Annotated in this window: 9 protein-coding genes and 2 rRNA genes; all 11 read left to right on the top strand. The window is 65.0% G+C overall.

Annotation, left to right across the window (positions count from 1 at the left end; genetic code table 11):
* A 23S ribosomal RNA gene (locus WC969_15440) occupies nt 1-379 on the top strand; the annotation flags it as partial.
* A gap of 172 nt (nt 380-551) precedes the next feature.
* Nucleotides 552-670: ribosomal RNA gene (rrf, locus tag WC969_15435) — 5S ribosomal RNA — on the top strand.
* Nucleotides 671-723: 53 nt separating this feature from the next.
* Complete coding sequence (locus WC969_15430) at nt 724-1,545, top strand: hypothetical protein (GenBank protein MFA6031244.1); 822 nt, start codon at nt 724-726, stop codon at nt 1,543-1,545.
* A 4-nt stretch (nt 1,546-1,549) separates the two neighbouring features.
* Nucleotides 1,550-2,095, top strand: a complete 546-nt coding sequence (gene rplJ / locus WC969_15425) for a 50S ribosomal protein L10 (protein MFA6031243.1) — start codon at nt 1,550-1,552, stop codon at nt 2,093-2,095.
* A gap of 103 nt (nt 2,096-2,198) precedes the next feature.
* Nucleotides 2,199-2,579 carry a 50S ribosomal protein L7/L12 gene (gene rplL, locus WC969_15420; protein ID MFA6031242.1) on the top strand — a complete coding sequence of 127 codons (381 nt, stop codon included), beginning with the start codon at nt 2,199-2,201 and terminating at the stop codon, nt 2,577-2,579.
* Between the two features lie 137 nt (nt 2,580-2,716).
* Nucleotides 2,717-6,502 (top strand): DNA-directed RNA polymerase subunit beta, encoded by a 3,786-nt coding sequence (rpoB, locus tag WC969_15415; protein MFA6031241.1) that lies wholly within the window; start codon nt 2,717-2,719, stop codon nt 6,500-6,502.
* Nucleotide 6,503: 1 nt separating this feature from the next.
* Entirely contained in the window at nt 6,504-10,715 is a 4,212-nt protein-coding gene (gene rpoC, locus WC969_15410) for a DNA-directed RNA polymerase subunit beta' (GenBank protein MFA6031240.1), read from the top strand.
* Between the two features lie 8 nt (nt 10,716-10,723).
* A complete protein-coding gene (gene rpsL / locus WC969_15405; GenBank protein MFA6031239.1) occupies nt 10,724-11,113 on the top strand; it encodes a 30S ribosomal protein S12 in 390 nt (129 codons plus the stop codon).
* Between the two features lie 9 nt (nt 11,114-11,122).
* Nucleotides 11,123-11,602 (top strand): 30S ribosomal protein S7, encoded by a 480-nt coding sequence (gene rpsG, locus WC969_15400; protein ID MFA6031238.1) that lies wholly within the window; start codon nt 11,123-11,125, stop codon nt 11,600-11,602.
* An 11-nt stretch (nt 11,603-11,613) separates the two neighbouring features.
* On the top strand, nt 11,614-13,749 hold the full coding sequence (fusA, locus tag WC969_15395; protein ID MFA6031237.1) for an elongation factor G: 2,136 nt from the start codon (nt 11,614-11,616) through the stop codon (nt 13,747-13,749).
* Nucleotides 13,750-13,773: 24 nt separating this feature from the next.
* The coding region (locus WC969_15390) for a GTP-binding protein (GenBank protein MFA6031236.1) at nt 13,774-13,900 on the top strand (127 nt) is incomplete at its 3' end.

Genomic DNA, 13,900 nt, shown 5'->3' with positions numbered 1-13,900 from the left:
CCGCTGGAGCAGGTGGGAAGGGTTGGGCTGTTCGCCCATTAAAGCGGTACGTGAGCTGGGTTCAGTACGTCGTGAGACAGTACGGTCTCTATCTACCATGCGCGCAGGAAGCTTGAGAGGAGTCGACTACAGTACGAGAGGACCTAGTTGAACGAACCTCCTGTGTCCCAGTTGTCCTGCCAAGGGCAGCGCTGGGTAGCGGTGTTCGGTAGGGATAAACGCTGAAAGCATCTAAGCGTGAAACCCGCCTCAAGATAAGGCTTCCCTCCCCGCAAGGGGACTAAAGGACCCCGGAAGACTACCGGGTTGATAGGCCGGAAGTGTAAGCGTGGCAACACGTTCAGCGAACCGGTACTAATCGTCCGTGCGGCTTGGCCATATTCTTCAATCTTTATGACGCGAGGCTTGTTCTTGCGTTTTGTGCGTCCGATTTGGTACAATGTCCGTGTCGGGAGCATTCGGAGTTCGTAGCGGGTAGCCGCAACGATGACGGTACCGGTCTGAACGGTCCAGTCAGCCACACTCCCTCCTGAGATCAAGGGGTCAACGAGGCCGGTGATAATTCCGGCAGGGAAACACCCGTTCCCATTCCGAACACGGCAGTTAAGCCTGCAAGGGCTGATGGTACTAACGCCCAACTCGGCGTTGGGAGAGTAGGTCGTCGCCGGCCTCGTTGACTCCTTGATCACTCGGTAAATCCGACGTCAGCAGTAAGGGGAACGCATGAGACAGGGGCTAATGTCCCTGGGCGCTTTCTTTTTGTCCGCCATTCCGGTTTACGCCGGCATGGTGGGCTCTGGGCGCCAACTCCCCGCGGGTTCGGTCAAGGTCTTCGGCTACTACGAGGGGACCCAGAGCCAGGACCTCAACTTCTCGCTCTCCGGCGAGGGGACCTGCACGACGAACAACACGGTCAACCCGAACTCCAGCTTCGCTTGCGGGAGCACGGGAAAGGTCACGGGCGAAGGCAGCGGCGGAGCCGCGATGGTGAAGCTCCTGGCGCAGCCTTACGAGAGCGTGCAGTACTGGGCCGCGGTCGGCGCGGGCGATTATACGCTGAAGGTCGCCTCGGTGACCCGGACCAACACCCTCTCCGGCCGCAGCGTCGGCCCCGTGGTGGAAGCCGGCGTCAAGGCGATCCTCTGGCCCGACACCGTCGTCGCGCCCGGACTCGCCGCGCAGCTGGGCTTCGGATGGCGGAGTCATCGGTTTCAGGAGAATCCGGCGGGGAACACGGCGGCCGAAGGGGCGATCGATCAGCGCCTCGACCTTCTTTCGTCGCAGGTCGCGCTGGAAACGGGACATCTTTTCAAGCCGGAGGGCTGGCGCGTGGGCGTCGAGCCTTACGGCGGAGTCAAATGGGTGCGCACGCAGGCCTGGCTGCGGGATCATAAGGGCGGCGGACGCGTGGGGGGGATCGAGGATACGGTGACGCCGTTCCTCGGTCTGCATATCCCGGCTTACGAGAACGAAGGCCTCTTCGCGGAGGCGTCGTTCGTGGGCGGGTTCCACTACGCAGCGGGCTTGAGCGTGCGGTTCAAATAAAACGATGAAACTTGATAAGAAGCAGAAAAAAGAAGAATCCAAGAAGCTGGCGGAGACGCTTAAAGCGTCTCCGTTCCTGTATTTCACGGACTATCAGGGCTTGAAGTTCACGGAGCTCGCCGAGCTCCGCGCGAAGCTCAAGCCCATGAAGTGCCGCTTCAAGATCTGCAAGAACTCCCTGCTCGAGCACGCGCTCAAGCAGGCGGGCATCGACGGCGTCGATATGTCCCTCGTCGAGGGACCCAACGCCATCCTCGTGACGCAGAGCGAGGATCCCGTCGGCCCCGCCAAGGTGCTCGTCCAATTCGCCAAGGAGTTCCCGAAGCTGAAGATCAAGGCCGGCTACGTCGGCTCCCAGTGGATGGGAAAGGCCGAGTGCGAGCGGCTCTCGAAGATCGGCAGCAGGCCGGAGCTGCTCGGCAAGCTCGTCGGCGTGCTCTACATGTCCGTCAGCCAGAGCGCCTCGGTGCTCGCCGCCCCGATCCGCGACCTGGTCCTCGTTCTGAAGGCGCTGGAAGAGAAGAAGTCCGCGGAGGCGGCCGCGAAATAAACCGCCGGTAGTCCCCCCGGTTCTGCCGGGGGGATAAGCCCGGGCCGCGAAGCCGGGGCTACTGAAATAAAGGAGAAGAAAGAAAATGTCCACCGCAACGAAGATGAGCAAGGACGAGATCGTCGAAGTGATCTCGAACCTCACCGTTCTCGAACTTTCCGACCTCGTGAAGGCCGTCGAGGAGAAGTTCGGCGTGAAGGCCGCCGCCGCGATGCCGATGATGGCCGGCGCCCCCGCCGCGGGCGGAGCCGCTCCCGCCGCCGCCGAAGAGAAGAACGACTTCACCGTCGTCCTTTCCAGCGGCGGAGACAAGAAGATCCAGGTCATCAAGGTCGTCCGCGAGCTGACCGGCCTGGGCCTGAAGGAAGCCAAGGACCTCGTCGAGGGCGCGCCCAAGACCGTGAAGGACGGCGTGCCGAAGGCGCAGGCCGAGGAGTGGAAGAAGAAGCTCATCGAGGCCGGCGCCTCCGTCGAGCTGAAGTAGCTTCGCGACGCGCTGCGACACCCCTGCCCGGATGAACGATCCGGGCAGGGGTGCCAGCGCAAAAAACGCCGCCGGTTTTTGAGCTGTTTGGACGGACGGACGAAGGTCGAAGAGAGACAGGGATAAACGAGGGACGGATGACCAATCAGATCAGATTCTCGAAGATCCCGCAGGTCCTGGACATGCCGGACCTGCTCGAGATGCAGAAGCGCTCATTCCGCGATTTCCTCCAGGAAGAGGAGACGCCGGCGGAGCGCAAGCTGATGGGCCTGCAGGCCGCGTTCATGGACGTGTTCCCGATCGAGTCCTCGGACTGCAGCATGGTCCTGGACTTCGTCCGCTACAAGCTCGTCCCGACCCGCTACGCGAGCGCCGAAGAGGCCCGCAGCCACGACGCGAGCTTCACGACCTCCCTGCGCGCCATCCTCCGCCTCTCCTCCCGCCAGCCCTCCGGCAAGCTCAAGCAGATCGTCGAGCAGGAAGTCACCCTCTGCGAGATCCCCCTGATGACGGAGAACGCCTCCTTCATCATCAACGGCGCCGAGCGCGTCGTGGTCAGCCAGCTCCACCGCTCCCCGGGCATCGTGTTCGAGGAAGACGAGGAGAAGAAGATCTCGTCGCTGGGCCGCAAGCTCTATTTCGCGCGCATCATCCCCTATCGCGGCGCCTGGGTCGAGTTCGAGTTCGACCTCAACAACGCCCTCTTCGTCCGCGTCGACCGAAAGAAGAAGTTCCCGGCGACCTCGTTCCTGCGCGCCTGCGGCATCGAGTCGGACTCCGAGCTGCTCCAGATCTTCTACGAGTGCGAAGAGGCGAAGGTCGCCCACGACTCGGCCGACCAGATCCTCCGCCGCGTCTGCGCCGAGGACGTCGTCGACAAGTCCACCGGCGAGGTGCTGCTCGAGACCCGCCACCCGGTCACCCACGAGTCCATCAAGCGCATGCTCGAGAAGGGCATCAAGACCGTGAAGCTCATCAAGGGCAACCCGGAGAAGGACAACCCCACCGTCTGGGAGACGCTGCGCAAGGACCCCTACAAGAGCGCCAAGGAAGCCCAGCAGGAGATCTATAAGAAGCTCCGCGGCCAGGAGTTCATCGTCCCCGGGCAGGCCGAACAGTACCTCGACAACCTCATCTTCAAGAACCTGCGCAAGTACGACCTCTCGCACGTGGGCCGCTACAAGATCGCCAAGAAGCTCGGTCTGCTGCTCGAGGCCCTCTCCGACCGCAAGGACATGCACTTCGAGGTCCCCTCCGAGAAGCGCCGCACGCTGACCGTCGAGGACCTGATCGTCACGATGAAGTACATCATCTTCCTCAACAACGGCGACGCCCTCTACAACTACGGCGACCGCAAGGCCAAGGTCGAGGTCGACGACATCGACCACCTCGGCAACCGCCGCGTCCGCGGCGTGGGCGAGCTCCTCGAGAACCAGATCCGCGTCGGCCTCGCGCAGATGTCCCGCGTGATCCGCGACCGCATGAGCGTGCAGGACAAGTCGACGCTGACCCCGCGCAGCCTCCTCAACACCGCGCCGCTGGTCGGCATCCTGCGCAAGTTCTTCGGGACCTCCCAGCTCTCGCAGTTCATGGACCAGATCAATCCGCTGGCGGAGCTCACGCACAAGCGGCGCCTCTCGGCCCTCGGCCCCGGCGGTCTCAACCGCAAGCGCGCCGGCTTCGAGGTCCGCGACGTCCACCACACCCACTACGGCCGCATCTGCCCCATCGAGACCCCGGAAGGCCCGAACATCGGCCTCATCACCTCGCTGGCGTGCCACGCGAAGGTCAACCGCTACGGCCTCATCGAGTCGCCCTACCGCAAGGTCACGAAGGGCAAGCTCACCGGCGACGTCGAGTACTTGCCCGCCGACATCGAGGACGAGCATACGATCGCCCAGGCGAACACCCCGCTCGACGAGGACGCCAAGCAGATCAAGGCCGACCTCGTCGCCTGCCGCCGCCGCGGCGACTTTCCGCAGGCCGAACCCGCGAAGATCGACTTCATGGACGTCTCGCCGCTGCAGACGGTCTCCATCTCCGCGGCCCTCATCCCCTTCCTCGAGCACGACGACGCCAACCGCGCGCTCATGGGCTCGAACATGCAGCGTCAGTCCGTCCCGCTGCTGGTCACCGAGCCCCCGTGCGTCGGCACCGGCATCGAGGACCGCGTCGCCCAGGACTCCGGCGCCTGCATCAAGGCCCGGCGCCCGGGCAAGGTCCTCTACGCCACCGGCGACATCATCGCCGTGGCGGTCGACGGCGCGAAGGAAGACATCGACATCTACCCGCTCAAGAAGTACCAGCGCTCCAACCAGGACACCACCGTGACCCAGGTGCCGCACGCCGTCAACGGGCAGCGCGTGGCCAAGGGCGACGTGCTCGCCGACGGTCCCGCCACCCGCGACGGCCAGCTCGCGCTGGGCAAGAACCTCCTGGTCGGCTTCCTCCCCTGGGAGGGCTACAACTACGAAGACGCCATCCTCATCTCCGAGCGGGTCGTCCGCGACGACGTCTTCACCTCTCTGCACATCTCCGAGTTCGCCATCGAGGCGCGCGACACGAAGCTCGGACCCGAAGAGATCACGCGCGACATCCCCAACGTCAGCGCCGACGCTCTCGAGCACCTCGACGAGAACGGCATCGTCATCCCCTCCACGAACGTCCGGCCCGGCGACATCCTCGTCGGCAAGGTCACCCCGAAGGGCGAGCAGCAGCTGACCCCCGAAGAGCGCCTCCTCAAGGTCATCTTCGGCAAGAAGGCCGAGGACGTTCAGGACGCCTCGCTGCGCGTGCCCCCGGGCGTCACCGGCAAGATCATCGGCGTGCGCGTCTTCGTGCGCCGCGAGAAGCTCTCCAAGTCCGACGAGAAGAAGCGCCTCCAGGACGTGGAAGAGAGGCTCGACAACGCTCTGAAGGGCCTCAAGCAGTACAAGGCCGAGCAGGCCGCCGAGGCGAAGGCCAAGGGCGGCCGCGGCAAGGCCGAGGACGACCGCCTCAACACCTTCTTCAAGATGATGGAGAAGAAGATCCGCGAGGACGCCGTCCGCGAGAAGGAGAACCTCAAGCAGGGCGACGAGCTCCCGGTCACCGTCAACAAGGTGGTCAAGGTCTACGTCGCGTCCAAGCGCAAGCTCCAGGCCGGCGACAAGCTGGCCGGCCGCCACGGCAACAAGGGCGTCGTCGCGAAGATCCTCCCCATCGAGGACATGCCCTTCCTCCCGGACGGTACGCCGCTCGACGTCGTGCTCTCCCCGCTGGGCGTGCCCTCGCGCATGAACGTCGGACAGCTGCTCGAGACCATGCTGGGCTGGGCCGCCAACACCCTGGGCATCCAGGCCGTCTGCCCGGTCTTCGACAGCGCCAAGGAGCACGACATCCACGAGCTGGTCAAGAAGGCGAAGTCGAAGCTCCGCGAGCAGGGCGTTCCGGACAAGTACCTGCCTTCCGACGACTGCCGCATCACCCTCTACGACGGCCGGACCGGCCAGGCGTTCGCCGAGAAGGTCTCGATCGGCACGATGTACATCCTCAAACTGATCCACCTCGTCGAGGACAAGATCCACGCCCGCTCGACGGGCCCATACAGCCTCATCACCCGGCAGCCTCTCGGCGGCAAGGCCCAGTTCGGCGGCCAGCGCTTCGGCGAGATGGAGGTCTGGGCGGTCGAAGGCTACGGCGCCGCCTACGCGCTGCAGGAGTTCCTGACCGTCAAGTCCGACGACGTCAACGGCCGCACCAAGATGTACGAGGCGATCATCAAGGGCGAGCCGCCGGCCGCTCCGGGCACCCCCGAGTCTTTCAAGGTGCTCATCAAGGAGCTGCAGGCGCTCGGCATGAACGTCGAACTGCTCAACCTCGGACACAAGGGCGCGGCGGACGCGAACGTGACCAAGTCGGTCGAAAAGGTGGAGGCCGCCTAACATGACCACCCACAATCTGGCGATCGCGGAACGGAAGCTGTTCGGCGGAGCGAAGAAGAAGAAGAAGGACGTCGGCCTCGACTTCGGGAACTTCGACGCCATCCGGCTCTCCCTGGCCAGCCCGGAGCAGATCCGGATCTGGTCGTTCGGCGAGGTCAAGAAGCCCGAGACGATCAACTATCGGACCCTCAAGCCCGAGCGCGACGGCCTTTTCTGCGAGCGCATCTTCGGACCGGCCCGCGATTTCGAGTGCGCCTGCGGCAAGTACCGCTGGATCAAGTTCAAGGGCATCGTCTGCGACCGCTGCGGCGTCGAAGTGACCGAGAGCAAGGTCCGCCGCGAGCGCATGGGCCACATCGAGCTGGCCGTGCCCGTCGCCCACATCTGGTTCCTCAAGAAGACCCCCTCGCGCATCGGCATCGTCCTCGACATGAAGACGGCCGACATCGAGCGGGTCGTCTACTATGCCATGTACGTCGTCCTCGAGGACCTCGTCGACGAGAACGGCCGCAAGGTCTTCAAGGCGACCGACCTCCTCTCCGAAGAGGAGATGCAGAAGGCCCGCGCCGAGTTCGGCTCGAAGCTGAAGACCGGCATCGGCGCCGGCGCGGTCCACGGGCTCCTCGAGCGCATCGAGCCCAAGAAGGAGACCGAGGTCATCAAGAAGGCCATCGAAGGGACCCATTCCGAGGCCGAGCGCGCGCGCCTCGTGCGCCGCCTGCGCCTGCTCGAGAGCTTCGCCGAGTCCGGCACCCGCCCCGAGTGGATGATCATGACGGTCCTTCCGGTCATCCCGCCGGAGCTGCGCCCGCTCGTCCCGCTCGAGGGCGGCCGCTTCGCGACCTCCGACCTCAACGACCTCTATCGCCGCATCATCAACCGCAACAACCGCCTCAAGCACATCGAGCAGCTGCGCGCGCCCGAAGTGATGATCTACAACGAGAAGCGCCTGCTCCAGGAGGCCGTCGACGCCCTCATCGAGAACGGCGCCCGCGGCAAGGTCGTCATCGGCGCCGGGAACCGGCCGCTGAAGTCCCTCTCCGACATCCTCAAGGGCAAGCAGGGACGCTTCCGCCAGAACCTCCTCGGCAAGCGCGTGGACTACTCGGGCCGCTCCGTCATCATCGTCGGTCCGAACCTCAAGCTCCACCAGTGCGGCCTCCCCAAGGAGATGGCCCTCGAGCTCTTCAAGCCGTTCATCATCCGCGAGCTGATGAAGAAGGACCAGCTCACGCTGAAGGCCGCCAAGCGCATGTTCGAGCGCGTCCGGCCGGAGATCTGGGACATCCTCGAGCAGGTGACCAAGCGCCACCCGGTCATGCTCAACCGCGCGCCGACGCTGCACCGCCTCGGCATCCAGGCCTTCGAGCCCGTCCTCATCGAGGGCAAGAGCATCCAGCTCCATCCGCTGACCTGCGCGGCCTTCAACGCCGACTTCGACGGCGACCAGATGGCCGTGCACGTGCCGCTGTCCCAGGAAGCGCAGCTCGAGGCCCGGCTGTTCATGATGGCCTCCAACAACATCCTGTCCCCGGCCTCCGGCAAGCCCATCGCCACGCCCTCGCACGACATGGTGCTCGGCGTGCACTACATGACGAAGGAGAAGATGGGCGCGATCGGCGAGGGGAAGGTCTTCGCGGACCGCGCGGAAGTCGTCACGGCCTGGCAGAACGGCAAGGCCGACCTGCACGCCCGCATCAAGGTTCGCGGCATCACCGAGAAGATGTCCGAGCTCGACGGCGAGGGGAAGAGCGCGAAGCCGCTGTCCCCGCAGAAGTGGTCCGACTGCACGACGGTCGGGCGCGTCCTCTTCAACGAGGTCCTGCCCCGCGACGAGGAAGGGAAGCTCCTCCTCGGCTACTACAACCAGGCCATGGGCAAGAAGGAGCTCCAGCAGCTCGTCGAGCGCTGCTACAAGGAACTCGGCCATTTCGAGACCGTGAAGCTCCTCGACTCCCTGAAGAACACCGGCTTCCGGATGGCGACGCAGGCCGGCCTCTCGATCTCCATCTCCGACATGCGCATCCCGCCGATCAAGAAGGAGCTGATCACGAAGGCGCGCCAGGAAGTCCGCGAGATCGAGAAGCAGTCCAAGATCGGCGTCATCACCGAGTCCGAGCGCTACAACAAGATCATCGACATCTGGACGCACGTCACGGACAAGATCTCCGACGTGATGTTCGACGAGATGAAGAAGGACGAGACGCTCCAATACAAGGCCGGCGTCCCGCGCTTCAACTCCATCTATCTGATGGCCATGTCGGGCGCGCGCGGCAGCCGTCAGCAGGTGCGTCAGCTCGCCGGCATGCGCGGCCTCATGGCGAAGCCGCAGAAGAAGCTCACCGGCGGCGTCGGCGAGATCATCGAGAACCCCATCCTTTCGAACTTCCGCGAGGGCCTGACCGTGCTCGAGTACTTCATCTCGACCCACGGCGGACGCAAGGGTCTGGCCGACACGGCTCTGAAAACGGCCGACGCCGGCTACCTGACCCGGCGCCTCGTCGACGTCGCCCATGACGTCGTCGTCACCGAGATCGACTGCGGCACGATCAACGGCATCCGCATCGGCGCGCTGACCTCCGGCGAGGAAGTCATCGAGCCCCTCGAAGAGCGCCTCCTCGGGCGCGTCGTGCTCGAGGACGTCGTCTGCGCCCTGCCGACCGGCCCCAAGGGAAAGATCGTCGAAGAGACCGTCATCGAGGCCAACGAGGTCTTCACGGCCGAGATCGTCGAGAAGGTCAAGAAGGGCGGCCCCGAGCACGTCCGCGTGCGCTCGGTGCTGACCTGCGAGAGCCCGGCGGGCGTCTGCGCGAAGTGCTACGGCCTGAACAACGCCACCGGCCGCATGGTCGAGCCCGGCGAGGCCGTCGGCATCATCGCCGCGCAGTCGATCGGCGAACCCGGCACGCAGCTGACCCTGCGGACCTTCCACATCGGCGGTACCGCCTCCCGCGTCATCAAGCGCTCGCAGGCCGTCGCCGGCGTCAACGGCAAAGTCGAGTTCCGCGACGTCCGAACCCTCAAGAACCGCGACGGAGCCATCCTCTGCGTCTCGCGCAACGGCTTCATCGCCGTGCACGACGCCCAGACCGGCGCCCTGCGCGAGGAGCACCGCGTGCTCTTCGGCGGCCGCCTCAAGGTCGCCGACAAGCAGAAGGTGGAGAAGGGTGAGCTGCTCGCGGAGTGGGACCCCTACGCGATGCCGATCATGACCGAGCATGAAGGCAAGGTCCTTCTGCGCGACGTCAAGGAAGGCGTCACGCTCCATGAGGAGCGCAACAAGGTCACCGGCATCATCGAGCGCAAGATCATCGAGCACCGCGCCGAGAAGGTGAACCCGCGCATCATCGTCGAGAAGGGCGGCAAGGAAGTCGCCTCCTACCCGCTCCCGATCGACACGACGCTGCTCGTCGACAACGAGCAGGCCGTGCACCCCGGCGACGTGCTCGCGAAGATCCCTCAGGAGATCACCAAGAGCAAGGACATCACGGGCGGCCTGCCGCGCGTCTCCGAGCTCTTCGAGGCGCGCAAGCCCAAGTCCGCCGCGGTCATCTCCGAGATCGAGGGCATCGTCGCCCTCGAGACGACGCTGAAGGGCGCGAGCAAGATCACCGTCCGCGACGAAGGGACGGAGATGTTCAAGGAATACCTCATCCCCCAGGGCAAGCACCTCGTGGTCTACGAGGGCGACCGGGTCGGCGTCGGCGAGCCGCTCACCGACGGCGCCATCGACCCGCACGACGTCCTTCACATCAAGGGCGCCCGGGAAGTGCAGGAATACCTGCTCAACGCCATCCAGGAAGTCTACCGCCTCCAGGGCGTGACGGTCTCCGACCGCCACATCGAGTGCATCGTGCGCCAGATGCTGCAGAACGTCAAGGTCATCGACGCCGGCGACACGGGCTTCCTCAAGGGCGAGATCGTCAACCGCTTCGTCTTCGGCAAGGAGAGCAAGGCCATCGAGGCGAAGGGCGGCAAGCCGGCGCAGGGCGAGCCGATCCTCCTGGGCATCACCAAGGCCGCGCTGGCTTCGAACTCGTTCATCTCGGCCGCCAGCTTCCAGGAGACGACGCGCGTCCTCACCGAGGCCGCGACGACCTCGAAGATCGATTATCTGAAGGGTCTCAAGGAAAACGTCATCATCGGCCACATGATCCCGGCCGGAACCGGGCTGCATGCCCGCATGCGGGAACTCAAGGCCGCAGGGAAATAAGGAGCGCTATGCCGACCATCAACCAGCTTATCCGCATCGGACGCCACCCGCTGAAGAACCGGACCAAAGCGCCGGCACTGCGCTCTTGTCCGCAGCGCCGCGGCGTCTGCACGCGCGTCTACACGACGACGCCCAAGAAGCCGAACTCCGCGCTCCGCAAGGTCGCGCGCGTGAAGCTCTCCTCGGGCCTCGAAGTCACGGGCTACATCCCGGGCGTCGGCCACAACCTGCAGGAGCACTCGATCGTGCTCGTGCGCGGCGGCCGCGTGAAGGACCTCCCGGGCGTGCGCTACCACATCATCCGCGGCGTCCTCGACACCGCCGGCGTCGAGGGCCGCAAGCAGGGACGTTCCAAATACGGCGCGAAGCGGCCCAAGGCCGCCGAAGCCAAGGCCTAAGGTAACGATATGCCGAGAAAAGGACTCCGACCCAGAGACCGCCGGGACTTCCCGGCCGCGGACTACAAGTACAACTCCGTGCTCGTGTCCCGCTTCATCAACAAGCTGAACTTCCAGGGCCGCAAGCAGGCCGCTGAGAAGGTCTTCTACGACGCGCTCGGGCTCATCCAGAAGCGCGGCAACGAGAACCCGCTCGGCGCCTTCGAGCAGGCCATCGAGAACATCCGCCCGCTCCTCGAGGTCCGCCCCCGCCGCGTCGGCGGCGCGACCTATCAGGTCCCGAGCGAAGTCCGCCCCGTGCGCTCCTACACCGTGGCGATGCGCTGGCTCATCAACGCCGCCCGCGACAAGAGCGGGCGCGGCATGGCCGAACGGCTCGCCGACGAGATCACCCTCGCTCTCAAGAAGGAAGGGATCGCGATGAAGAAGCGCGAGGACACGCACAAGATGGCGGAAGCCAACCGGGCGTTCGCGCACTACCGCTGGTAAACGGAAAGGACATGGCCAACCCACAGACGACGTCGAAGGAGACGCTCGCAGCGAGGCAGTACCCGCTCGAGAAGGTGCGCAACATCGGCATCATCGCGCACATCGACGCCGGCAAGACGACCACGACCGAGCGCATCCTCTATTACACCGGCCGCATCCACAGGATCGGCGAGGTGCACGACGGCGCGACGACGACCGACTGGATGCCCCAGGAACGCGAGCGCGGCATCACGATCACGGCCGCCGCGACCTACTGCGCCTGGAAGGACTGCCAGATCAACATCATCGACACCCCCGGCCACGTGGACTTCACCGCCGAGGTCGAGCGCTCGCTGCGCGTGCTCGACGGCGCGGTCGTGGTCTTCGACGGCGTGCAGGGCGTCGAGCCGCAGTCCGAGACCGTCTGGCGCCAGGCCAACAAGTACAACGTCCCCCGCGTCGCCTACATCAACAAGATGGACCGGCTCGGAGCGGACTTCTACATGTCGTACAACTCGATCCACGAGAAGCTCGGCGCCAACGCCTGCGCCATCCAGCTCCCCATCGGAGCCGAGGCCAAGTACGCGGGCCTCATCGACCTTCTGGAGATGAAGGCGCTGGTCTGGAAGGGCGAGGAGCTCGGCGCGAAGTGGGACGTGCTCGACATCCCCGCCGACATGGCGGAGATGGCCAAGGAATGGCACGAGAAGATGATCGAGAAGATCGTCGAGTTCGACGACGGCCTCATGGAGCGCTACCTCGAGGGCAAGCACGACTTCACCGTCGAAGAGCTCCGAAAGGCCCTGCGCAAGGGAACCATCGCCGGCAAGATCTACCCCGTGCTCTGCGGCTCTTCCTATAAGAACAAGGGCGTGCAGCCGATGCTCGACTCCGTGACCTACTACCTCCCCAGCCCGCTCGACCGCCCGCCGGTCAAGGGCGAGGATCCCTACACGGCCGCCCCGCTCGAGCGAAAGCCGGCCGACGAGGAGCCGCTCACCGCGTTCTTCTTCAAGATCCAGACCGACCCCTTCGTCGGGAAGCTGGCCTTCTTCCGCGTCTATTCCGGCGTCGTCAGCGCCGGCGACACGGTCTTCTTCCCCGCGAAACGGACCTCCGAGCGCATCGGACGCGTGCTGCGCATGCACGCGAACAAGCGCGAGGAGATCAAGACGGTCTACGCCGGAGAGATCGCCGCGACGGTGGCGATGAAGAGCTCGGGCGTCGGCGTGACCTTCTGCAGCGAGGAGAAGCCGATCATCCTCGAGCAGATCTCCTTCCCCGAGCCCGTCATCTCGGTCGCCATCGAGCCCAAGTCGAAGGCGGACGAGGAGAAGATGGGCAACGCGATGCAGCGCCTCGCCGAGGAAGACCAGACCTTCCGCATCAAGACCGACGTCGAGACCGGCCAGACCATCATCTCCGGCATGGGCGAGCTGCACCTCGACATCATCGTCGACCGCATGAAGCGCGAGTTCAACGTGCAGGCGAACGTGGGCGAACCCCAGGTCGCCATCAAGGAGACGATCCGCAAGGCCGTCGAGATCGAAGGGAAGTTCATCCGCCAGACCGGCGGCCGCGGCCAGTACGGCCACTGCTGGCTGCGCCTGGAGCCCCAGCCGATGGGCAAGGGCTTCGAGTTCGTCGACGACGTCAAGCAGGGGCGCATCCCGCGCGAGTTCATCCCGGCCATCGAGAAGGGCTGCCGCGAGGCCCTCGAGGGCGGAGCGCTCGCGGGCTTCCCCATCGTCGACATCAAGTGCTCGGTCTTCGACGGCTCCTTCCATGAGGTCGACTCCTCGGAAATGGCCTTCAAGATCGCCGGCGCCATGGCGCTGCGCGCGGGCTGTCAGAAAGCCAGCCCGACCCTGCTGGAGCCCATCATGAAGCTCGAGGTCACCATGCCCGAGCAGTACATGGGCGACATCATCGGCGACCTCAGCAGCCGCCGCGCCAAGATCATCGAGATGGGCGACCGCCACAACGTCAAGTTCGTGCGCGGCACCGTGCCCCTTTCGACCATGTTCGGCTACGCGACGGCCGTCCGCTCCATCTCCCAGGGGCGCGCGGCGTTCGCGATGGAGCCGAGCCATTACGAGCAGGTGCCTTCGAACGTCCAGACCGCGATCGTGGAGAAGCGCGGGATGAAGAAGTCCGACGACAAGTGATCGAGAGACATTAAGGAGAACGACATGGCCAAGGCGAAATTCGAGCGCAACAAGCCGCACGTGAACATCGGGACGATCGGTCACGTGGACCACGGCAAGACCACTTTGACGGCGGCGATCACGCACGTGCTGTCCCAGAAGGGACTGGCGC

This window comes from Elusimicrobiota bacterium (genome assembly GCA_041660925.1).
Lineage (GTDB): Bacteria > Elusimicrobiota > Elusimicrobia > UBA1565 > UBA1565 > JBAZUV01.
The sequence above is the reverse complement of the archived record's forward strand: the minus strand, read 5'-3'. Positions and strand labels throughout refer to the sequence as shown.

What these genes read in the sequence shown, in the direction of transcription:
- rplJ (MFA6031243.1), top strand. Translation starts at nt 1,550, where the DNA reads ATGAAACTTGATAAGAAGCAGAAAAAAGAAGAATCCAAGAAGCTGGCG.
- rpoC (MFA6031240.1), top strand. Translation starts at nt 6,504, where the DNA reads ATGACCACCCACAATCTGGCGATCGCGGAACGGAAGCTGTTCGGCGGA.
- rplL (MFA6031242.1), top strand. Translation starts at nt 2,199, where the DNA reads ATGAGCAAGGACGAGATCGTCGAAGTGATCTCGAACCTCACCGTTCTC.
- rpsG (MFA6031238.1), top strand. Translation starts at nt 11,123, where the DNA reads ATGCCGAGAAAAGGACTCCGACCCAGAGACCGCCGGGACTTCCCGGCC.
- rpsL (MFA6031239.1), top strand. Translation starts at nt 10,724, where the DNA reads ATGCCGACCATCAACCAGCTTATCCGCATCGGACGCCACCCGCTGAAG.
- rpoB (MFA6031241.1), top strand. Translation starts at nt 2,717, where the DNA reads ATGACCAATCAGATCAGATTCTCGAAGATCCCGCAGGTCCTGGACATG.
- WC969_15430 (MFA6031244.1), top strand. Translation starts at nt 724, where the DNA reads ATGAGACAGGGGCTAATGTCCCTGGGCGCTTTCTTTTTGTCCGCCATT.
- fusA (MFA6031237.1), top strand. Translation starts at nt 11,614, where the DNA reads ATGGCCAACCCACAGACGACGTCGAAGGAGACGCTCGCAGCGAGGCAG.